Origin of the sequence: Arsenicicoccus cauae (assembly GCF_009707125.1) — a bacterium.
GTDB lineage: Bacteria > Actinomycetota > Actinomycetes > Actinomycetales > Dermatophilaceae > Arsenicicoccus > Arsenicicoccus cauae.
The window spans coordinates 60,040-79,621 of sequence record NZ_WLVL01000056.1; the positions used below are offsets into that span (position 1 = coordinate 60,040).

Below are 19,582 nucleotides of genomic sequence, written 5' to 3' on the forward strand. Positions count from 1 at the left end.
GGGTGGCGACGCCGTCGCTCGTGTCGTCGTGCCTGCGGAGTCAGCTCGCGCGGCGGGCCCGGGCGTTGCGGCGCTTGAGAGCGCGTCGCTCGTCCTCGGACATGCCGCCCCACACGCCGGCATCCTGACCGGACTCGATGGCCCACTTGAGGCAGGTGTCCATGACCGGGCAGCGCCGGCACACGGCCTTGGCCTCCTCGATCTGCATGATTGCCGGGCCCGTGTTGCCGATCGGGAAGAAGAGCTCAGGGTCCTCCTCAAGGCAGGCCGCGCTGTCGCGCCAGTCCATCTTGATCATGCTCCTTGCATAGACGATGCGGCCTGGGTGCGTGAGGGCATCCAGGGTTCCGTACCCTTGTTGGGGTGTGGGAGATGTTGGGTCCAACGTCGGACGTGCCCAGCGTGTTCCGAGGACCGCTCCGGTCCACCATCACATCCGCCGCTTCCGCGGCACAAGGGGTGGGCGTCAGAAGCCGTTGCCTACGCTTGTGGGTACCGTTTGATCGAGCAAAGCTCGTCGCACGCCAAGTCACCATCCTAGTGAGAAGCGTCCCGCTTGACTAGAGGCTGGGCACGACCAGGGCCGAACGTGCGATGGGATCCGACAGGTGGTCACGACAAATGAGGATCTATCACCTTGAGTAGCAACAAGCGCGCCCGCGGATCGTCGACCCCTGCCCGGGGCGCGCTCTGGCCCGTGGCGGTCCTGGTGGCGCAGACCGTCGTGGCCGTGGCGGCGGCGGGCTACTGGTTGGTGCAGATCGTCTCGGGTCGCACCGACGAGGTGGCGCGGAGCGTGGTGGAGCTTGTGCTCTTCCTGCTCGCGGCGGCGGGCTTCGTCGCGCTGGCCCGGGGGCTGCATCGCGGCGCCCAGTGGCCGCGCACCCCGACGGTGCTGTGGCACGTTCTGCTGGTCCCCGTGGGCGTGAGCCTGTGGCAGAGCGGCGAGCTGGTGCCAGCGGCCCTCGTCCTGCTCGGCGTGACGGTTGCTATCGCCGGCGTCGTGCTCTCTCGCCCTGACGGCCCCGGCGGCGATGTCTGACCAGTCGGCGGCATCTGACCAGTCGGCGGGGGCGGGAGTGCGCTCAGGCCGCGCCGGCGACGGCCCAGCCCAGAGTCGCCGCGAGCACGCCACCGAGGACGTTGCCGCCGAGGTAGGTAGCCAGCAGCGTCCACTCGCGGCGGTGCACCAGCTCGGCGCACCCGACGGCCAGCGGTGACCAGCTGCCGAGGCTCCCGGCGAAGCCCATCCCGACGAGGGCATAGAGGGGCTGGGCGAGGCCTCCGGTGACGAACCAGTGCAGCATCATGCCGATCAGCAGTGAGGCCGTGACGTTGACGGCGGTCGTCGCGACGGCCCCCCGAGGGAGGTCCTCGCGGGAGGGCGCCCGCAGCGCCACGGCATACCGGACCATCGAGCCGAGCCCGGCGCCGACCGCGAGGCAGAGGGTGTCGACCAGCCTCATCGACGCCACCGGGTCCGGACCGTGCGGACGGGGGAGGTGTGCTCGCGCGGGTCGCGGGACTGGACGGGGGTGACTCCGGTCGAGGCCTGGCGGCGGACGGCCGACCGTTGACCGTCCTGACCGCCGGGACCGCGTGGGCGGTCGGGACGGTCGGGGCGCTCGATGAGCCTCATCGCGAGGTGCAGCCCGCCGACGGCCGCGGCGACGCCGACCAGGACGGTGGCGAGCAGGTAGACCACGGCGGTGGCGAGCCGCCCCGGGGCCAGCAGGACGACCTGCCCGGTGAACAGGCCGAAGGTGGTGAAGGAGGCGAGCGCCCCGGTGAGGAAGGCCAAGGACCACAGGGGGCCGCGGCGCAGGAGGTAGGGCGTGAGGAAGCCCGCCAGCCCGCAGCCGATCGCCTGGGTCAGCAGGAGCGAGGTGGGGAAGTGTCCCGCGTCATAGGGTACGAGCTCGCTGATGCCGGCGCGCAGCAGAGCCCCGCCGATCCCTCCCACGGCGACCACGGCGAAGCGCGTGGTGGGACTGAGGGGCGAGGTCACCCGACGATTGTGCCCCGATCCGCTGGTGCGCGGGGGAGGGCGACCTGCACGACGAGGGTGCGGCCACGGTCGACGAGGACGCCGCGGCCCGGTGGGGGTGCGTGCAGCCGGGGGAGCGCGACCCCGAGCAGGTCGCCCTCCGAGGCGTGCCGCGGCTGCAGGACCAGGCCGGTGGCGGCGCGGCGCAGCTCGGTCGCGAGCCCTCGATAGGTCGCCGCCAGGTGCTGGGTCGTGCCGGAAGCCACGAGGACGGGACCCCCGGGATGCGTGACGGCGTGCCGGGCCAGCGCGACGAGGACCTGCTCGACGGGGCTGTCCAGCAGGTGTTCGAGGTCGTCGACCAGGACCACGGCGTCGGGGTGCTGGTCGAGGTGCCGGCGCAGGGCCTCGTCATCGGTCGGGCCGAGCACCGGCACGACGGGCCCCGGCGCCGCGATCGTCGTCCTGCTGTGCGCGTCGGCCCACGCGGCCGCGGGCGAAGGGCCTGCCGCGACCACGACCACCCGGTCGGCCGGGCGCCCGCACGCCTGCGCGAGGGCGACCAGGGCGGTGCTGCGTCCGCTGCCAGGCGGCCCGCACACCGTCACCACGGGGCGGGCCGCGAGGTCCAGCGACACCGGGCCGGCCTGATCGCCGCCGACGCCGAAGGCGCGCGGGTCCGCGTGCCGGACCGCGTCGCTGGTGACGGACGACGGGAGGGGGCGCAGGGTCAGCGGCGGTCGCCGTCGTGCCGATGGTGCGTCGTCGGCGACACGGAGGACGTCCTCGGGCTCGACGAGGACCAGCTGGATCTCGGCGTGGTCCGAGGCCCGCAGGGCACGTCCGGCCGGTTGGTGCTCCGGGCGGGCCGACGCGGGGACGCCGCACAGGGCCAGGTCCGTCGCGTCGGCCAGGCGCAGCAGCAGGCGCTCGCCGAGGTGCGTCGCGATGGACGACGTGAGCAGGGAGCGGTCCCCGGCGAGGGCCATGACGAGGCCCGCGCCAGGGCCGTCGCGCAGGAGCCCGGTGAGCGCGTCCTGCAGGGCCGCGGCCGTCACGGGGTCGGCGCCCGCGACGACCGCGTCCCACCGGTCGACGAGCACGAGGACTGTCGGACCCGTCGTCCCTGTCGGCCGCGCATGAGCCATCCCCGCGGCGAGGAGCTCGAGGAGGCGCAGGACACGTGCGGGGTCGGCGCGGGTGACCCGGGTGCCGCAGTGCGGCAGGGCCTCCAGGTCGCCGAGCCCGCCGTCGCCGTCGACGACGTGCAGGTGCAGAGAGTCGGGGTCGTGCCGCGCCGCAGCGGCGGCCGCAAGGGCACGCAGCGCGCTCGTGCGACCGGTCCGATGGGTGCCCACCACAGCGAGGTGCCGTCCCGCGGCGAGGTCGTGGCGCAGGGGCAGCCGGACCTGCGCATCCGGCAGTTCGACCAGGCCGAGGGGCAGCTCGGTGCTCATCGGCTCGGTGCCTGCCAGATCGGGGTCTGCCAGCTCCGCGGGCCGCAGGAGGTCCGGCAGGGGCGGGAGCCAGGGGCTGGCGGGTAGGGGGCGACCGGCAGCCGCCTCCCGCGTGGCGCGGACGAGAGACGCGAGCTGGGTGACCGACCCCGTCCGGGCCGACGACACGCGTCGACCGTCGGCGAGCTCCACCGTCACCTCGCCGGCGGTGACCTGCGCCGGCGCGCCGGCCCAGGCGGTCTGGAAGGAGTGAAGGTTGCCCTCGCCGGTCCGCCACAGCGCGCGACCGGGGAGCCGGTCGCTGATCCGGGCCGCGTCGGGTGCCTCGATGACGTCCTCGGAGTCGGCGCGGTCCCGCATGCGCAGCGCGACACGGGCGTTGACGTTGGCGCGGATGTCGGGCGTGACGACCCCGGCGGGCCGCTGCGTCGCCAGCACCAGGTGCACGCCGAGGGAACGACCGATCGTGGCCACCGTGAGCAGCCCCGGCACGAAATCAGGGAGCTCCTGCGCCAGGACGCGGAACTCGTCCACGACGATCACCAGCCGCGGCACCAGCGGGTCACCGGGGCGCCGCAGCCTGCCGTAGGCGTCCAGGTCGGGGGCGCCCACCGTGCGCAGGGCTCGCTCGCGCCGCGTCAGCTCTGCTCGCAGCGATCTCAGGACCCGCCGTGCGAGGTGGGGATCGAGGTCGGTGACGACTCCCGCGGAGTGCGGCAGGGAGGCGCATTCCGCGAACGCCGCCCCGCCCTTGTAGTCCACGAGGACGAAGGTCAGCTCATCCGGCGGCAGCGCCAGCGCCAGCCCGGCGACCAGGGTCTGCAGCAGCTCGGACTTGCCGGCGCCCGTCGTGCCTCCCACCAGCACGTGCGGTCCGTCGGCGACCAGGTCCACGGTGACGGGACCGGCCGCTGAGAGCCCGAGGGGCGCCGACGGACCGCGAGTCGGTCGTGCCCACCCGGCGGCCACGTCGGCGGGGCTGTCCAGGTGGACCGGACTCACGTCGGCGAGGGTGACCAGGTCGGGGGTCACGCCTACCCCCTGCCCGGCCGGGGCACGCAGCGGTGCGAGCGCGCGCGCCACCTGCTCCGCGACGTCAGGTCCCACGGCGTCGGGGACGACGTCGGTGACCAGCTCGCCCTCCGGCATGCCGGCCGTGGCTCGCCCCCCGGGGGCGATGCGCAGCCAGGCACCCGCGGACACCGGCACCCGGTCGGGCTCCTCGGCGACGGTCACGACCAGGACGGTTCCCTGGTCCCCGTGCGACAGCAGACCGCCGAGCTGCTCGGTCGCCCCGAGCGCGTCCAGCCCCGCCACCACCGCCAGCCGCCAGGGTGGGTGCGCTCCGTCGGTCCTCGCCCGGCTCTCGGCCGGGCCGCCGCCGTCCGCACGGAGGTCATCGATCACCTGGGCCGCGGCGCCGCTCCCCGCCACGGGCAGCGGCGAGGCAGCCGGCCGGGACCGGTGGGGCAGCCACCGCGTCCACTCCCAGGCGCGGGCCTGCCGAGCCGAGCCCACGATGACGTCGACGGTGAGCTCGCCCGGGGGGCACTCGACGGCGAGAGCAGCGACGACCGCCCGTGCGACCTCCGTCGCGCCGGGACCGGCGAGTCCGAGGAGTCGCGCCTCGGCCAGATCCACGTCGACCGGCACGTCGTCGAGGAGCGGCCGGTGCACGACACCGTCCGGGTCGCGGACGCCGGCACGAGCAGCGAGTCGGGCCCGGCCGAGCCGCACCGTGAGGGGCCGCGTCCGGTCCGGGACGCGCGACCACAGCCCGGGCTCCTCCAGCCGGGCGACCTGCAGCACGGTCGCCGGGTCCCGGGAGGCCCGTTCCCGACGGGCGCGTTCGTCTGCCAGGGCCTCCGCGAGGCGCCGGTCGACGTCGGCCACCGCGGCCAGGTGGGACGCGTGGAGCTCCCTCGCACGACGCCCCCGGGCCGAGCGGTCGGACAGGTGGCTGGCGAGCACCATCACCGGTCCCAGGAGGCCGAACAGCAGCAGGTAGGGCGAGTGCATCACCCAGGCCAGCACGCCCGAGGCCAGGAGTGGCAGCAGCAGGGTGAGCCACGGGAAGGCTCTGGGGTCGGGTGGGGTCGGCTCGCGCGGTCGGTCGAGCAGGACGTCCTCGGCACGGGGGGCTCCGACCGGGTGCGGGTGGACCACGAGGTGCCCCTCGCCGTCGGGGTCGACCCGTTGCCGGCGCCCGCTGCGGCGGACGGCCACGACGGTGCCTCCCAGCCGGACCCGGGTGCCGACGGCCAGGCGGGCCGGTCCCTCGACGGGGTGGCCGTCGGCACGGGTCCCGTTGGTCGAGCCGGTGTCGGCGAGCACCACTCCGTCGTCGTCCACCATCAGGAGGCCATGGTGGCGCGACAGCTCGGGATCTCGTATGACGATGTCGCACCCCGGATCACGACCGACGACATGTCGACCGGGGCGCAGCGGCAGCACGCGCCCCGCGTCCGGTCCACCGATCGTCGCGAGGTGCAGGGCCGACGCCGGGCCGTCGGGCGGGACGGCGTCCCCAGCCTCGCCGCCGTCGTGGATGTGGGCGCCGCGGACGAGGGGTGGTCGGCCCAGCGTGGCGCCGTCCGGGATGACGGCGGGGCCGAGACGCCATACGGCCTGAGACGTCGTGCCCACGGTCTGCTCGACCAGGGGCCGCGCCACGGACCAGGGTGTGCCGGTCGGGGCCGTGACCGCCACCACCGACCTGCCACCGGCCGACTCCACCGTCAGCTCCACTCGCACGTCGACCTCCTCAGCTCGGGACCACTGTGCAGGCCGCCACCGACAGACCGCCCCCGTCATCCACAGGCCCGACGGTTGAAGGGCACACGCTGCGTGACATCCACAGCCATTCAGATGGACACCCCGGGTGGCCGCCCGAATCTCCCTACATTCGAGGGACCCGGAGCAAGGAGTGATGGTGCAGATGAGCGCGGCCCTCGAGGCAGAGGTCAGAGAGGCGATCAGACGCGACGGCGTCGATCCCGTGGCAGACCGTGCCCGCGTCCGTGCGCTCGTGGACCGGGCCATCGACGACTACGAGGAGCGCGCGGTCGCGGCCGGTCTGCCGCCGCTGGAGGACGTCGACGTCACCGCCAAGCGCCTCGTCGACGAGGTGGCCGGCTTCGGTCCGCTCCAGCCCTACTTCGACGACCCCCTGGTCGAGGAGATCTGGATCAACGAACCGGGCAAGGTGTTCGTGGCCAGGGACGGCGTCAGCGAGCTGACGCCGACCATCCTCACCGCCGACGGCGTCCGCGACCTCGTCGAGCGCATGCTCAAGACCTCGGGTCGCCGCGTGGATCTCTCCTCGCCCTTCGTCGACGCCTCGCTGCCCGACGGGTCGCGCCTGCACGTCGTGATCCCCGACGTGTCGCGCGAGCACTGGCAGGTCAACGTCCGTCGGTTCGTCGCCAAGGCGACCCACCTGGACGATCTCGTCCGGCTCGGCACGCTGACCGACCACGCCGCCGAGTTCCTCTCCGCGGCGGTCGCCTCCGGGCTCAACGTGCTGGTGAGCGGGGGGACGCAGGCGGGCAAGACCACGATGCTCAACTGCCTGGCCTCGGCGATCCCGCCCCGCGAGCGGGTGGTCAGCTGCGAGGAGGTCTTCGAGCTGCAGCTGCCGCTGCGGGACGTGGCTGCGATGCAGTGCCGGCAGTCCTCGCTCGAGGGCACCGGCGAGATCCCCCTGCGACGCCTGGTCAAGGAGGCCCTGCGGATGAGGCCCTCCCGCATCGTGGTGGGCGAGGTGCGGCAGGCCGAGAGCCTCGACCTGCTCATCGCCCTCAACAGCGGGCTGCCCGGCATGGCGACCATCCACGCCAACTCCGCACGCGAGGCCATCACCAAGATGTGCACGCTGCCGCTGCTGGCCGGGGAGAACGTCGGCTCACGCTTCGTCGTCCCGACGGTCGCCGGCAGCATCGACGTGGTCGTCCAGGTCGCTCTGGAGCGTGACGGGTCGCGCCGGGTGCGCGAGATCGTCGCCGTCCCGGGTCGGGTCGAGGACGACGTCATCGAGGTCGCCGACCTGTTCACCCGACGTGGCGGCGAGCTGGCGCGCAGCGACGGGTTCCCGCCCCACCTGGATCGGTTCGAGCGAGCGGGCCACGACGTGGCGGCGATCCTCGGGGCACCACGCCGATGAGCGGCCTGGCGGTGGGGCTGCTCCTCGGCCTCGGACTGTTCTGCATCTGGTGGTCCTGCTGGGTGCCGTCCGAGGATGCGGTCGAGCAGGTGCGCGCGCCGAGGCTGGCCCGTCTGGCCGACGAGCTGGCGCAGGCCGACCTGCGCTCGGTCACCCCCGCGCAGGTCTTGACCGGGTGCGGCGTCCTCGGAGTCATCACTTTCGTGACGTCCTGGGCGACCACGGACGTCGTGCCCGTTGCGGTGTGCTTCGGGGCCATGGCGGCATATGCACCGCTCGCGGTGGTGCGGGCTCGCGCACGCCGGCACCGCATGCTCCTGCGCGACCTGTGGCCCGATGCCGTGGACAACATCGCGTCCGGCGTCCGGGCCGGGCTGGCGCTGCCGGAGGCCTTGGCGCAGCTGGCCGTCCGCGGGCCGGAGCCGCTGCGGCCGGCGTTCGCGGCATTCGCCGACGACTACCGCGTGACCGGGCGCTTCGGCGACTGCCTGGACCGGCTCAAGGCCCAGCTGGCCGACCCCGTGGGTGACCGGCTGGTCGAGTCGATGCGGCTCGCACGCGAGGTCGGCGGCAGCGACCTCGGCCGACTGCTGCGGACCCTGTCGACCTTCCTCCGCGAGGACGCCCGCACCCGCGCCGAGATGGAGACCCGCCAGAGCTGGACCGTCAACGCGGCCCGGCTCGCCGTGGCCGCTCCCTGGGTCGTCCTGGCGACGATGGCCAGCCGTCCCGCGTCGCTGCAGCCCTTCGGCACTCCACTGGGGGCCGTCGTCCTGGCGTCCGGCGCGGTCATCACCGTGATCGCCTACCAGCTGATGGTGCGCATCGGGCGCCTCCCGGAGGAGCGGAGGGTGCTGCGATGAGCTGGTTGGCCGACTGGTCGTGGACCGGCGCCGCCCTCGGGCTCACCTGGGCCATGGGGGCCCTGCTCGTATGGCGGCGACTCCCCGGGGGGCGCCGACCCACGATCGACGACCGGGTGGCGCCATACCTGCAGGACGTCGCGCTGCCACCCCCGACGGTGCGGCGGGGGATCGACGACCATGGGCTGCTGGTCGTCCTTCGGCCCTGGCTGGTCCGTGCCGGGGCCAGGCTGGACCTGGCGCTCGGCGGGCAGGAGTCGGTGCGGCGACGGTTGCAGCGCGCCGGGCAGGCCCCCGACGTCGAAGGTTTCCGCGCGCAGCAGGTCCTGTGGGGCGCGGGCGGAGCCGTGCTCGGGACCGCCGGGGCCACCATCGCCGTCGCGCGGGACCGCAGCGCGCTGGTGCCCGCCGTGGTGCTGGCCGCCGTGGCCACGGCGGCCGGGGTCGTGCTGCGCGACCACCTGCTGAGCCGTGCCGTGCGCCGTCGCGAGGAACGCATCCTCCAGGAGTTCCCCACGGTGGCAGAGCTGCTCGCGCTGTCCGTGAGCGCGGGGGAGGGCGCTGCTGGTGCCCTGGACCGCGTCTGCCGGCTCTCGCGCGGGGACCTCGCCGAGGAGCTGCGTCACTGCCTCGCCGACGCCCGCGCGGGGTCGTCGCTGCCCGTCGCGCTGCAGTCCCTGGCCGACCGGACCGGGCTCCCCGGCCTCGCCCGCTTCGTCGACGGCATCGTCATCGCCGTCGAGCGCGGCACCCCGCTGGCAGACGTCATGCGCTCCCAGGCGCAGGACGTGCGCGAGCAGGGCCGCCGCGCCGTCATGGAGGAGGGCGGTCGGCGCGAGATCGCCATGATGACGCCCGTCGTCTTCCTCATCCTGCCGGTGACCGTGCTCTTCGCGGTCTTTCCCGGCCTCCAGCTGCTCACCCTCACCGTCTGACCCATCACACCCTCACGGAGGACGACATGAACCACCTCACCGACGCCGGACTCGCCCTGGTGGCACGGACCACGGCTACCGTCCACGTCCTCGTCGCGCGCCTGCGCGACGATCGGGACCGCGAGCGGGGCGACGTGCCCGGCTGGGTCATGATCACGCTGATGACGGCCGGCCTGGTCGCGGCGCTCGCGCTCGTGGCCAAGCCCGCCCTCACCGGCTTGTTCCAGAAGGCCATGGCCACCATCGGCGGCTGACCGGTGACCCCTGCCCACCTGCCGACCGTCGAGGGAGACGATCAGGAGCGCGGCTCGGCCGTAGCGGAGTACACCATGGTCACCGTCCTGCTCATGGTCCTCGTGCTCGGGCTGGTCCAGGTCGCCGTCGCGCTGCACGTGCGCAACACGCTCGTGCAGTGCGCGGTCGAGGGCGCCCGCTACGGCGCTCGCGCGGACGTGGACCCCGGGGCGTCGGTCGGGCGGGCGCAGGCGCTCGTGCGCGATTTCACGACCGACCGCTACGCCCAGGACGTCTCGTCCCGCGTGACCTCGTCGGGCGGGGCCGAGGTGGTCGAGGTGACGATCCGCGCCCCGCTCCCGGTCATCGGCACCCTCGGACCGGCCGGGCAGCTGACCGTGTCGGGGCGGGCCTATCGCGAGGGTCAGGAGCCGTCATGACCAGACCGGACCCGCCGGACCAGGCGGGCGTGCCGCGACGGCTGCGCCGGCGCCTCACCCTGCACGTGCGCGAGCAGGGCGACCGCGGGTCGGCGAGCCTGGAGCTGATCGGCGTCTCCGTGCTCCTGCTCGTGCCGCTCTTCTACCTCGTCATGACCCTCGCCCAGCTCCAGGCGGGTGCGTATGCCGTGTCCGGGGCCGCTCGCGACGCGGGCCGCGTCTTTGCCGAGTCGCGCGACGTCGGTGCCGCGCACTCCCGGTCGCAGGCGGCCGCGCGCATCATCTTCGAGGACTACGGCTTCGCCTCGGGCGACGTGCAGGTGACCTGCCTGGACGACCCCTGCCTCGGGCCGGACGCCCGGGTGCGGGCGACCACGTCGCTGCGCGTCCAGTTGCCGTTGGTGCCGGACGTCGTGCGAGGCGTGGTGCCGTCGGAGGTCGTGGTGCACGGCGAGCACCTGGCGACCGTCGATCGCTTCCGGGGCGGGTCATGAGGGCCAGCGGGCCCAGGGCCGCGTCCGGCGCGGACGCCGTCCCTGGGTGCGGGGCCGCCGTCCCCGAGGACCGTGGGTCGATCTCGTTGCTGTCCCTCGGGATGATGCTGGTCGCCGCGATGATGATCGTGGTGGGCGTCGACATCACGGCCGTGCAGCTGGCCCGCACCCAGCTGTGGGACGCCGCAGACTCTGCCGCCCTGGATGCCGCCGACCGCATCGACGAGGACCGCGTCTACGCCCAGGGCCTGCCGGCCATGGTCCCCGTCACCAGCGCGGGGGTCGTCGAGGTCGCGGGTCAGCACCTGTCGGCCGAGCGGCGGCCGCATCTCGTGCGGTCCTGGTCCGTCGGCGGTCGGACCGGGAGCCCGGACGGACAGATCGCCGTGGTCGAGGTGACCGGGCACGTGGACCTGCCGATCGTGGGCAGCGTGGTCGAGGCCTTCGGCGGGGGAGTGGACGTGACCGTCGTGTCCCGCGCCCGCTCGGAGGTCCGCTGACCTGCGGTCACACGGTCCTGAGCTGACGTGCTCGTGGTCCGAAGGAGCCGAGGACCAGGGCGCCGACGAACCAGGTCGCGGCGATGACGTAGGACACGCCTGGTAGCCGGATGAGGTGTAGATCGACGCGATGATCAATGGTCCTGCGGCGTTGGATAGGCGTCCGAGGCCATAGCTGAAACCCGTTCCCAGGGAGCGCGCATCGGTGTCGAACAGTTCGGGCGAGTAGGCGTAGGCCAGGGACGTGCAGCCGCGCTCGAAGAGGTCGACCAGGAACCCCGAAGGCGAGGTGAGGTGGGTGGACATCGTCCCCCAGCCTCCATCCCGCGGAAAGCGTTCCCGCGGGAAGCCTTCCCTCGGCGGTCGTGCGTCGTCGCCGCGTCAGGAGCCGACGACCGCGGCGACCGCGGCGGCGGCCTCGTCGATGATCTCCTGCATGGCGCGGGTCGCGCCCTCGGCCTCGCCGGACTGGATGGACTGCGCGACGTCGCCGTGCAGCCGGATCGCCTCGGGGTTGGGGTCCACCGGCATGAGGTCGTGGTGGGTGCGCCCGGCGAGGACCTCGGCGACCACGCCGTCCAGCGCGGCGAGCATCTCGTTGCCGCTGGCGCGCAGCAAGGTGGTGTGGAAGACGACGTCCGCCTCGAGGTAGGCCTCGAGGTCCTGGGCCTTGGCCCAGCGCGCCATCTCCATCACCGCGCCGACGAGCGTGGCGGCCTGCTCGGGCGTGGCGTGGTGGGCGGCGAGGCCGGCCGCGATGGGCTCGATCCCGGCGCGGAGCTGGTTGAGCGAGCGCAGCTGCTCGGCGCGGTCCTCCTCGGTGCCGTCGAGACGCCACCGGATGATGCGGGGGTCGAAGACCTGCCAGGCGTCCCTCGGCTGCACGGTGATGCCCACCCGGCGACGGGTCGCGATCAGCCCCATGGCCTCCAGCACGCGGGCCGCCTCGCGCACCACCGATCGCGAGGTGCCAAAGGTCTCCTCGAGCAGGTCGGCCCGCAGCACGGTGCCGGGGGCGTGCTCCCCAGAGACGATGGCGCGCCCCAGGCGGTCGACCACGGTGTCGTGCAGGCTGGTTCGGGAGGGCGCGGGGGGCATGGCTCGATGGTGCCACATGGAGTCGTTGAGACGCCCATACGGGTCAATCGTCATACTTATCCTGATCCGGGGCTTGAAATCGTCTGCCAAGAGGTTGCATGCTGTTGCCCTCGACGCGCGACGAGGCGCGTCCCCCACGGACCTGGAGGCTTCGACGATGAGCTCCACCGACATCGACACCGGTGGCGCGCGGACCCGCGCCCCACGGGTCGTCGTCATGGGCGTCACCGGCTGCGGCAAGACCACGGCCGGCGCGGCCCTCGCGCAGCGGCTGCGCGTCCCGTTCGCGGACGCGGACGACTTCCACCCCGAGGCCAATGTCCACAAGATGGCGGCCGGCATCCCCCTCGACGACGACGATCGCAGCCCCTGGCTCTTTCGCCTCGCCACGTGGCTGCGCGACCACGAGCAGACCGGCGCCGTCATCGGCTGCTCGGCCCTCAAGGTCAAGTACCGCGACATCCTGCGCAGCGGCGCCCCCGAGCTGACCTTCCTGCACCTGCACGGCGACCGCGAGGTCGTGTCATCGCGGGTCGCCGGGCGCCCCGGCCACTTCATGCCCGCCTCCCTCGTCGACTCGCAGTACGCCACGCTCGAGCCGCTGCAGGACGACGAGGCGGGCGTGGCGATCGACTTCGCCCTGCCCGTGGACGTCATCGTCGAGGACTACGTCCGCGCCTTCCCTGCCCAGGCCGTTCCCGGCGACCCCGCCGTGCACGCCGCCCCCTGACCCCCGCTCGATCGCCACCGCGACGACGCACCCTGACAGACAAGGATGTCGCCCAGCATGACCACCACCCTCATCTCCCTGGCCCAGGCCGGGGACGCAGCAGCCGCGATCCCCGCGGGCCGGCTCATCCCGGCCGCCCTCCTCGGCATGGCGCTGATCGTCCTGCTCATCACCAAGTTCAAGATGCACCCCTTCCTCGGCCTGACCATCGGGTCGCTCGCCGTGGCCGCCGTCGCCGGTCTCAACATGAACACCGCCGTCGAGTCCTTCACCAAGGGCTTCGGCTCCACCGCCGCGAGCGTCGGCACGCTGATCGCCCTCGGCGCGATCTTCGGCAAGCTCATGGCCGACTCCGGTGCCGCCGACGAGATCGTCGACACGATCGTCGGCAAGGCCTCCCCGGCCGCGCTGCCGTGGGCCATGGCGGGCGTCGGCGCGCTCATCGGCCTGCCGATGTTCTTCGAGATCGGCCTCGTCCTGCTGATGCCCGTCATCTACCTCGTGGCGCGCCGCTCCGGCCAGTCGCTGATCCGGATCGGCATCCCGACCCTGGCCGGCCTGTCCGTGATGCACGGCTTCGTCCCGCCGCACCCCGGCCCGCTCGCCGCCATCGGCGTCCTCAAGGCCGACCTCGGCCTGACCCTGGCCCTCGGCGTCCTGCTCGCGATCCCCGCCCTGATCGTCGCCGGCCCGGTCTTCGGCACCATCGCCGGCCGCTGGGTCGACGTGCCCGCGCCGGACCTGTTCGAGTCCCGCGAGGACACCACCGGTCGTCGCCCGGGCTTCGGCATCACGCTGTTCACCGTGCTGATGCCCGTCGTGCTCATGATGGGCAAGGCGCTCGCCGACATCCTGATCAGCGACAAGAAGAACCTGATCCGCGTCAGCCTCGACTTCCTCGGCACCCCGTTGATCGCTCTGCTGATCGCCGCGCTCGTCGCCATGTGGACCTTCTCCCGCGGCGCCGGCTGGACCCGCGCCGAGCTCACCAAGAGCGTCGAGTCCTCCCTGCCCCCCATCGCGGGCATCATCCTGATCGTCGCCGCCGGCGGTGGCTTCAAGCAGGTCCTGGTCGACACCGGTATCGGCCAGCTCCTCGCCGACGGCATGGCCAGCTCGGGCCTGTCGGTGCTGCTGCTCGCCTGGCTCGTCGCCGTGGTCATCCGCCTCGCGACCGGCTCCGCCACCGTCGCCACGGTCACCACCTCCGGCATCGTCGCCCCGCTGGTCGCCGGCATGAGCACGGGTGAGACCTCCCTGCTGGTCCTCGCGATCGGCTCGGGCTCGCTGTTCTTCTCGCACGTCAACGACGCAGGCTTCTGGCTGGTCAAGGAGTACTTCGGCCTCAAGGTGTCCGAGACCATCAAGACCTGGTCGATCATGGAGACCCTGATCTCCGTGATGGGTCTGCTCTCGGTCCTGGTCGCCTCGCTCTTCGTCTGACCCGCTGACCCGGCCTGCCGCGGCAGGCCCCCACGACCCGTGTGGCGTGGCTGCCCCCTGGGCGGCCACGCCACACGCATGTCCCGGCCCCCCGGCGAGCTCTGCCCGCCGGCCTGTCGGTGGGCTGGGGGAGCATGGGCGTATGACGTCCCGCCGCACGACCCGGCCCTGGCAACGACATCCGGCTGCCCGTGCGGCGGATCGAGGCACGGGTCCACGGCGAGGTGCCGGAGCGCCGCGAGGACGTCTGGCCGTTCGACATACCGGCCCTCGCCCAGCTGCTGCGGGAGGGGCTGGACCCGGGGCCGGCCACGGTCCTGGTGGGAGAGAACGGCGCCGGCAAGTCGACGCTGGTCGAGGGCAGCTTCGGCGAGAACTTCCATGGCCGCTCGCACGGCGAGGGCTTCCGGGACCTGTTCACCGGGCCCCGCTTCACCCAGAAGTTCGGCCTGTACGTCTTCGACGAGCCGGAGTCGGCGCTGTCCTTCACGAGCCAGCTGCACCTGCTGGGGGTGCTGCTGGAGCTGATGGAACGCGGGGACAGCCAGGTCCTGATGGCGACGCACTCGCCGGTGCTGGCCAGCCTGCCGGGTGCGACGCTGCTGCAGCTCGACGAGGAGGGCTACCGGCCGGTGGCGTGGGAGGACCTCGACCTGGTCGACCACTACCGCCGGTTCCTCGAGCGACCCGAGCGCTACCTGCGGCACCTGCGCTGAGCGGGCGGTGTGCACCCGGGCGGTAGGCTGTCGGTTTGTGGCTGTCGACTTCTCCGAAGAGATCAAGAACCTCCGCGCGACCATGGCGTCCGTGCGCGAGGTGACCAACCTGGACGCCCTGGCGGGCCAGATCGCCGAGCTCGAGAAGCAGGCCAGCGCCCCCGACCTGTGGGACGACCCCGACGCCGCGCAGAAGGTCACCAGCGCCCTGTCCCGCGCGAACGCCGAGCGCGACCGGGTCGTGGAGATGGACCAGCGGATCGAGGACCTCGAGGTCCTGGTCGAGATGGCGACGGAGGACGGTGGCGACGCCGAGACCCTGGCCGAGTGCGAGCGCGAGCTGGCCTCGATCCACAAGGCGGTCGGCGAGCTCGAGGTCCGCACCCTGCTGTCGGGGGAGTATGACGAGCGCGAGGCCGTCGTGACGATCCGCTCGGGCGCCGGTGGGGTCGACGCGGCCGACTTCGCCGAGATGCTGATGCGGATGTACCTGCGCTGGGCCGAGCGGCACGGCTACCCGACCAAGGTCATGGACACGTCCTACGCCGAGGAAGCGGGGCTGAAGTCCGCGACCTTCGAGGTCAACGTCCCCTATGCCTTCGGCAACCTGTCGGTCGAGGCCGGCACGCACCGGCTGGTCCGGATCAGCCCCTTCGACAACCAGGGTCGCCGCCAGACCAGCTTCGCCGCCGTCGAGGTCATCCCGCTCATCGAGACCACCGACACCGTCGAGATCCCCGAGAACGAGCTCAAGATCGACGTCTTCCGCTCCTCGGGCCCGGGTGGTCAGTCGGTCAACACGACCGACTCCGCGGTCCGGATGACCCACCTGCCCACCGGGATCGTCGTGTCGATGCAGAACGAGAAGTCCCAGATCCAGAACCGCGCCGCGGCGCTGCGCGTGCTGCAGTCCCGCCTGCTCCTGCAGAAGAAGCAGGAGGAGGACGCCAAGAAGAAAGAGCTCGCCGGCGACGTCAAGGCGAGCTGGGGCGACCAGATGCGGTCCTACGTGCTGCACCCTTACCAGATGGTCAAGGACCTGCGGACCGAGCACGAGGTCGGCAACACCTCGGCCGTCCTCGACGGGGACATCGACGGCTTCATCGAGGCGGGGATCCGCTGGCGCCGCAACAAGGCCAACGACACCGATCAGGACGCTGGGTAGTCGTCGCGGGGCGTTGCGTCACCCGTCCGTCGTCCATCAGGCGGCATCCGAGTGGCGAGGCCGAGTATTCACCCCGCTGTGACCTCACCGTGACCTAGGCTGACCCCATGGCACTGCTGTGGGGGGACCCGTCCGGTCGCGAGGTCGCGCTGCTGCGCCGCCGCGTCGAGCTGCTCGAGGAGCAGGTCGCGGTGCTCGCCAAGTTCGCGGGCATGGACCCCAACCACCTCCCGCAGGCCAGACCGGTCCTCGACGCGCAGGCCCAGCAGCTGGCCCTGCGCGGCAAGCGCATCGAGGCCATCAAGGTCCACCGCCAGACCCGCCACCTCGACCTGGTCACCGCCAAGGACGACGTCGAGGCCTTCCTGGCCGAGCACTCCCAGCCCAGCACCTCCTGACGCATCGTCACGGGCGGTCGCCGTCCGCAACGCCGAGCCGACCAGACGTGCGGCGCCGGTCCCCCCGGTCGGCCTACGCTCGTCCCGTGCCGCGGGTCGCGACCTGACCCGGCGGCGGCCGACGGGACGAGGACGGGGCACGCCACACGATGATCAGGTTCGACCACGTGTCCAAGGTCTACCCGCGCACCACGCGGCCGGCCCTGGACGACGTCAGCACCAGCATCGAGCGCGGTCAGTTCGCCTTCGTCGTGGGGTCCTCGGGGTCGGGGAAGTCCACCATGCTGCGCCTCGTCCTCAAGGAGGAGTCCGCCACGTCGGGCCAGGTGCAGGTCGCCGGCCGAGAGCTCGCGCGGCTGCCCCGCCGCGACGTGCCCGCGCTGCGACGCGAGATCGGCTGCGTCTTCCAGGACTTCCGGCTGCTGCCGGCCAAGTCCGTCGCGGACAACGTCGCCTTTGCCCTGCAGGTGATCGGCGGCCGGCGCCGCGACGTCCGCCGCCAGGTGGGGGAGACCCTCGACCTGGTCGGCCTGGCCGACCTCGGCAGGCGGCTGCCGCACGAGCTGTCCGGCGGAGAGCAGCAGCGCGTCGCCATCGCCCGCGCCATCGTCAACCGACCCTCGATCCTGCTCGCGGACGAGCCCACCGGCAACCTCGACCCCGCCACCAGTCTCGACATCGTCGACCTGCTCGACCAGATCAACCGCCGCGGCACCACCGTCCTCATGGCCACGCACGACGACGAGATCGTCAACGCGATGCGCAAACGCGTGCTCGAGCTGGACGAGGGGCGGCTGGTCCGCGACGACGAGCGCGGCGAGTACGCCCTCACCCGCGCGACCGGGCTCCGCGGCCCGGACGGCGGCGCGCCCCGGCATACGGCACGACCCACGGGCTCTCCCGAGCCCGCGGGATCGACCGCACGCACCGAGGAGGACCGATGAGGCTCGGGTTCATCCTCGGCGAGGCCTGGACCGGGCTGCGCCGCAACCTGTCGATGACCGTCTCGGTCGCCCTCGTCACGATGGTCAGCCTGCTCTTCCTCGGCATCGGCCTGCTCTCCTACCAGCAGGTGCAGACGATGAAGGGCTACTGGTACGACAAGATCCAGGTCTCGATCATCCTGTGCAACGCCACCTCCGCGGAGGCGGCGTGCTCCAAGGGGGCGGCCACCGACGCCGACCGCGCGGCCATCGAGAAGCAGCTCGACGCGATGGCGATCGTGCAGGAGCGCGACTTCGAGAGCCAGCAGGAAGCCTACGCCCGCTTCAAGGAGCAGTTCCGCGACAACCCGCTGGTCCAGAGCACGCGACCGGACCAGCTCAAGGCGTCCTACCGCGTCCGGCTCAAGGACCCGCAGCAGTACTCCCAGATCACCAGCACCTTCCAGGGGTCCCCGGGGGTGGAGAAGGTCGAGGACCAGCGCAAGGTCGTCGAACCCCTCATCGACCTGCTCAGCACGCTGACCGTGGCGACCATCGCGCTCGCGGGCGTCATGCTGGTCTGCGCCACCCTGCTCGTGGCCACGACGATCCGGCAGTCCGCCTACAGCCGGCGGCGCGAGACCGGCATCATGCGGCTCGTGGGGGCGGGAGCGACCACGATCCAGGCGCCGTTCGTGATCGAGACGGTCGTCGCCTCCCTCATCGGCGCGGCGCTCGCCACCGGCCTGCTGTGGTCGGTCCTCGCGTGGTTCGTCGGGCAGAAGGCCGGCCAGCTCGTGATCCTCGGAGGCATCGCGGTCGTCGACCAGGGGGACCTGTGGCGGGTCGCGCCCTGGCTGTTCCTGACCGCGCTGGTCGTGTCCCTGCTGACCTCGCTGGTCACCCTGCGTCGTTATCTGCGCGTATGACGGACCTGCTCGCCCGCTCGCTTAGGCCATTCGCATGGTCGCAGGTCGCAGACGGGTGACAAGTGGGTCTCGGAGGGGTTCCGTGGACGACCGGTGGTCGCGTGACCACTGGTGCTGGTGGTACCAACGTCATGGCGGTGTCGCACGGCACCGACCGACGTGCCCGACCGCCACCGCCCCGCAACCCCCAGGACGTCAGACATGAGCGTGCTCCACCGAGGCCGTCTCCATCGCGGCTCCGTCGCCCTGACCTGTGCCCTCGCGGCGGCCCTGCCCGTGCTGCCGTCCGTCCTGGTCGCCGCGCCGGCCCACGCTGCCCAGCTGCGCGGGGACTCCGACAACGACCTGCGCGACCGCCAGGCCACGCTCGAGCGCGACATGGGCGCGCTGCGCAGCAGCCTAGACGTCACCTCGGCGGACCTTGCCGACGCCTACGCCGAGCTCGTGACGGCCGAGCGCCAGCTCCCCGGGGCGCGCGCGGTGGAGGCCACCGCCACGTCCGCCCTCGAGGCCGCCCGACGCCGCGACACCGAGCTCGCCGCCCAGCTCGAGCGGGCCCGCGCCGACGAGACCGAGGCCCGCCGGGACCTCGACCGCACCCGGGCCTCGATGGAGACCGCGACCGAGGCCATCGGGCAGGTGGCCACCGAGATGCAGGACCCCGGCGCGGAGCTGCGCGACCTCTCGCTGCTGGTCGAGGCGCAGACCCCCGACGACCTCTACACCCGCTACTCCGCCCTCGAGGCCGTCGGCTCGGTCCGCGCCTCCGCCGCCCGGGACCTCGCGACCGTCCGCGCCGCCGAGACCGCCAAGCAGGCCCGCCTCGAGGCCGTCCGCGCCCGCGTCGCCGAGCTCAGGTCCGAGTCCGCCGACAACGTCCGCGCCCGCGAGAACGCCCAGGCCGACGCCTCCGCCGCCCGGCTGCGGGTCGAGCAGCTCGTCGCCACCACCGCCCGCGCCAAGGCCGCCGTCGAGGCCCGCAAGGCAGACGAGACCGCCCGGCTCGCCCAGCTGGACCGCGAGGCCGACGCCGTCCGCACCGAGCTCGCCGACCGCGCCGCCCGGGCCCGCGCCGCAGCCGCCGCCGAACGGGCCGAGCGTGCCCGTC

21 protein-coding genes are annotated in these 19,582 nt (G+C 73.0%); 16 read left to right on the forward strand and 5 right to left on the reverse strand.

Annotation, left to right across the window (positions count from 1 at the left end):
* Positions 1 to 40: 40 nt before the first annotated feature.
* Positions 41 to 289: a WhiB family transcriptional regulator gene (locus GGG17_RS15370; RefSeq protein ID WP_154594595.1), complete on the reverse strand. Its 249-nt coding sequence runs from the start codon at positions 287 to 289 to the stop codon at positions 41 to 43.
* 348 nt (positions 290 to 637) lie between these two features.
* On the opposite strand from GGG17_RS15370, the gene GGG17_RS15375 reads away from it, so the two are divergent.
* The gene (locus GGG17_RS15375) at positions 638 to 1,042 is read left to right on the forward strand and encodes a hypothetical protein (protein ID WP_154594565.1); all 405 of its coding nucleotides are present in this window, start codon (positions 638 to 640) and stop codon (positions 1,040 to 1,042) included.
* 43 nt (positions 1,043 to 1,085) lie between these two features.
* On the opposite strand, the gene GGG17_RS15380 is transcribed toward GGG17_RS15375, so the two are convergent.
* Genes GGG17_RS15380 through GGG17_RS15390 form a run of 3 tightly spaced genes read right to left on the reverse strand, consistent with a single transcriptional unit; the run spans position 1,086 to position 6,198 of the window.
* On the reverse strand, positions 1,086 to 1,466 hold the full coding sequence (locus GGG17_RS15380; RefSeq protein ID WP_154594566.1) for a fluoride efflux transporter FluC: 381 nt from the start codon (positions 1,464 to 1,466) through the stop codon (positions 1,086 to 1,088).
* Positions 1,463 to 2,008, reverse strand: a complete 546-nt coding sequence (locus tag GGG17_RS15385) for a fluoride efflux transporter FluC (protein ID WP_154594567.1) — start codon at positions 2,006 to 2,008, stop codon at positions 1,463 to 1,465. The genes GGG17_RS15380 and GGG17_RS15385 overlap by 4 nt, the downstream gene beginning before the upstream one ends.
* On the reverse strand, positions 2,005 to 6,198 hold the full coding sequence (locus tag GGG17_RS15390; RefSeq protein WP_195849256.1) for an FtsK/SpoIIIE domain-containing protein: 4,194 nt from the start codon (positions 6,196 to 6,198) through the stop codon (positions 2,005 to 2,007). Before GGG17_RS15390 ends, GGG17_RS15385 begins: the two co-directional genes overlap by 4 nt.
* Before the next feature lie 175 nt (positions 6,199 to 6,373).
* On the opposite strand from GGG17_RS15390, the gene GGG17_RS15395 reads away from it, so the two are divergent.
* Genes GGG17_RS15395 through GGG17_RS15425 form a run of 7 tightly spaced genes read left to right on the forward strand, consistent with a single transcriptional unit; the run spans position 6,374 to position 11,072 of the window.
* Positions 6,374 to 7,606: a TadA family conjugal transfer-associated ATPase gene (locus GGG17_RS15395; RefSeq protein WP_375804530.1), complete on the forward strand. Its 1,233-nt coding sequence runs from the start codon at positions 6,374 to 6,376 to the stop codon at positions 7,604 to 7,606.
* On the forward strand, positions 7,603 to 8,469 hold the full coding sequence (locus GGG17_RS15400; RefSeq protein WP_154594570.1) for a type II secretion system F family protein: 867 nt from the start codon (positions 7,603 to 7,605) through the stop codon (positions 8,467 to 8,469). The genes GGG17_RS15395 and GGG17_RS15400 overlap by 4 nt, the downstream gene beginning before the upstream one ends.
* Positions 8,466 to 9,404: a type II secretion system F family protein gene (locus GGG17_RS15405; RefSeq protein WP_154594571.1), complete on the forward strand. Its 939-nt coding sequence runs from the start codon at positions 8,466 to 8,468 to the stop codon at positions 9,402 to 9,404. The genes GGG17_RS15400 and GGG17_RS15405 overlap by 4 nt, the downstream gene beginning before the upstream one ends.
* Before the next feature lie 26 nt (positions 9,405 to 9,430).
* Entirely contained in the window at positions 9,431 to 9,658 is a 228-nt protein-coding gene (locus GGG17_RS15410; protein ID WP_154594572.1) for a hypothetical protein, read from the forward strand.
* A 3-nt stretch (positions 9,659 to 9,661) separates the two neighbouring features.
* The gene (locus GGG17_RS15415; protein ID WP_288799042.1) at positions 9,662 to 10,078 is read left to right on the forward strand and encodes a TadE/TadG family type IV pilus assembly protein; all 417 of its coding nucleotides are present in this window, start codon (positions 9,662 to 9,664) and stop codon (positions 10,076 to 10,078) included.
* Positions 10,075 to 10,572: a pilus assembly protein gene (locus GGG17_RS15420; RefSeq protein ID WP_230083075.1), complete on the forward strand. Its 498-nt coding sequence runs from the start codon at positions 10,075 to 10,077 to the stop codon at positions 10,570 to 10,572. The genes GGG17_RS15415 and GGG17_RS15420 overlap by 4 nt, the downstream gene beginning before the upstream one ends.
* Positions 10,569 to 11,072 carry a pilus assembly protein TadG-related protein gene (locus GGG17_RS15425; RefSeq protein ID WP_154594573.1) on the forward strand — a complete coding sequence of 168 codons (504 nt, stop codon included), beginning with the start codon at positions 10,569 to 10,571 and terminating at the stop codon, positions 11,070 to 11,072. Before GGG17_RS15420 ends, GGG17_RS15425 begins: the two co-directional genes overlap by 4 nt.
* 381 nt (positions 11,073 to 11,453) lie before the next feature.
* Here GGG17_RS15425 and GGG17_RS15435 read toward each other — a convergent pair whose 3' ends face one another.
* A complete protein-coding gene (locus GGG17_RS15435; RefSeq protein WP_154594574.1) occupies positions 11,454 to 12,170 on the reverse strand; it encodes a FadR/GntR family transcriptional regulator in 717 nt (238 codons plus the stop codon).
* 157 nt (positions 12,171 to 12,327) lie between these two features.
* Here GGG17_RS15435 and GGG17_RS15440 point away from each other — a divergent pair, with 157 nt between their 5' ends.
* The 8 genes from GGG17_RS15440 to GGG17_RS15475 all read left to right on the forward strand — a co-directional run.
* Positions 12,328 to 12,900, forward strand: coding sequence for a gluconokinase (locus tag GGG17_RS15440; RefSeq protein ID WP_230083076.1), 573 nt, complete (start codon positions 12,328 to 12,330; stop codon positions 12,898 to 12,900).
* A gap of 57 nt (positions 12,901 to 12,957) precedes the next feature.
* Positions 12,958 to 14,343, forward strand: a complete 1,386-nt coding sequence (locus tag GGG17_RS15445; RefSeq protein WP_154594575.1) for a GntP family permease — start codon at positions 12,958 to 12,960, stop codon at positions 14,341 to 14,343.
* A gap of 191 nt (positions 14,344 to 14,534) precedes the next feature.
* Complete coding sequence (locus GGG17_RS15450) at positions 14,535 to 15,059, forward strand: AAA family ATPase (RefSeq protein ID WP_311966745.1); 525 nt, start codon at positions 14,535 to 14,537, stop codon at positions 15,057 to 15,059.
* Positions 15,060 to 15,096: 37 nt separating this feature from the next.
* The gene (gene prfB / locus GGG17_RS15455; protein WP_288799031.1) at positions 15,097 to 16,224 is read left to right on the forward strand and encodes a peptide chain release factor 2; all 1,128 of its coding nucleotides are present in this window, start codon (positions 15,097 to 15,099) and stop codon (positions 16,222 to 16,224) included.
* A 107-nt stretch (positions 16,225 to 16,331) separates the two neighbouring features.
* Positions 16,332 to 16,622: a hypothetical protein gene (locus GGG17_RS15460; protein ID WP_154594577.1), complete on the forward strand. Its 291-nt coding sequence runs from the start codon at positions 16,332 to 16,334 to the stop codon at positions 16,620 to 16,622.
* A gap of 149 nt (positions 16,623 to 16,771) precedes the next feature.
* Positions 16,772 to 17,566: a cell division ATP-binding protein FtsE gene (gene ftsE, locus GGG17_RS15465; RefSeq protein WP_154594578.1), complete on the forward strand. Its 795-nt coding sequence runs from the start codon at positions 16,772 to 16,774 to the stop codon at positions 17,564 to 17,566.
* Entirely contained in the window at positions 17,563 to 18,474 is a 912-nt protein-coding gene (gene ftsX / locus GGG17_RS15470) for a permease-like cell division protein FtsX (RefSeq protein WP_154594579.1), read from the forward strand. The genes ftsE and ftsX overlap by 4 nt, the downstream gene beginning before the upstream one ends.
* 201 nt (positions 18,475 to 18,675) lie before the next feature.
* The coding region (locus GGG17_RS15475) for a coiled-coil domain-containing protein (RefSeq protein WP_154594580.1) at positions 18,676 to 19,582 on the forward strand (907 nt) is incomplete at its 3' end.

Coding starts and splice junctions, on each gene's coding strand:
- GGG17_RS15435 (WP_154594574.1), bottom strand. CDS start 12,170: ATGCCCCCCGCGCCCTCCCGAACCAGCCTGCACGACACCGTGGTCGAC.
- GGG17_RS15405 (WP_154594571.1), top strand. CDS start 8,466: ATGAGCTGGTTGGCCGACTGGTCGTGGACCGGCGCCGCCCTCGGGCTC.
- GGG17_RS15440 (WP_230083076.1), top strand. CDS start 12,328: ATGAGCTCCACCGACATCGACACCGGTGGCGCGCGGACCCGCGCCCCA.
- ftsE (WP_154594578.1), top strand. CDS start 16,772: ATGATCAGGTTCGACCACGTGTCCAAGGTCTACCCGCGCACCACGCGG.
- GGG17_RS15410 (WP_154594572.1), top strand. CDS start 9,431: ATGAACCACCTCACCGACGCCGGACTCGCCCTGGTGGCACGGACCACG.
- GGG17_RS15420 (WP_230083075.1), top strand. CDS start 10,075: ATGACCAGACCGGACCCGCCGGACCAGGCGGGCGTGCCGCGACGGCTG.
- ftsX (WP_154594579.1), top strand. CDS start 17,563: ATGAGGCTCGGGTTCATCCTCGGCGAGGCCTGGACCGGGCTGCGCCGC.
- GGG17_RS15370 (WP_154594595.1), bottom strand. CDS start 289: ATGGACTGGCGCGACAGCGCGGCCTGCCTTGAGGAGGACCCTGAGCTC.
- GGG17_RS15395 (WP_375804530.1), top strand. CDS start 6,374: ATGGTGCAGATGAGCGCGGCCCTCGAGGCAGAGGTCAGAGAGGCGATC.
- GGG17_RS15400 (WP_154594570.1), top strand. CDS start 7,603: ATGAGCGGCCTGGCGGTGGGGCTGCTCCTCGGCCTCGGACTGTTCTGC.
- GGG17_RS15425 (WP_154594573.1), top strand. CDS start 10,569: ATGAGGGCCAGCGGGCCCAGGGCCGCGTCCGGCGCGGACGCCGTCCCT.
- GGG17_RS15380 (WP_154594566.1), bottom strand. CDS start 1,466: ATGAGGCTGGTCGACACCCTCTGCCTCGCGGTCGGCGCCGGGCTCGGC.
- GGG17_RS15460 (WP_154594577.1), top strand. CDS start 16,332: ATGGCACTGCTGTGGGGGGACCCGTCCGGTCGCGAGGTCGCGCTGCTG.
- GGG17_RS15445 (WP_154594575.1), top strand. CDS start 12,958: ATGACCACCACCCTCATCTCCCTGGCCCAGGCCGGGGACGCAGCAGCC.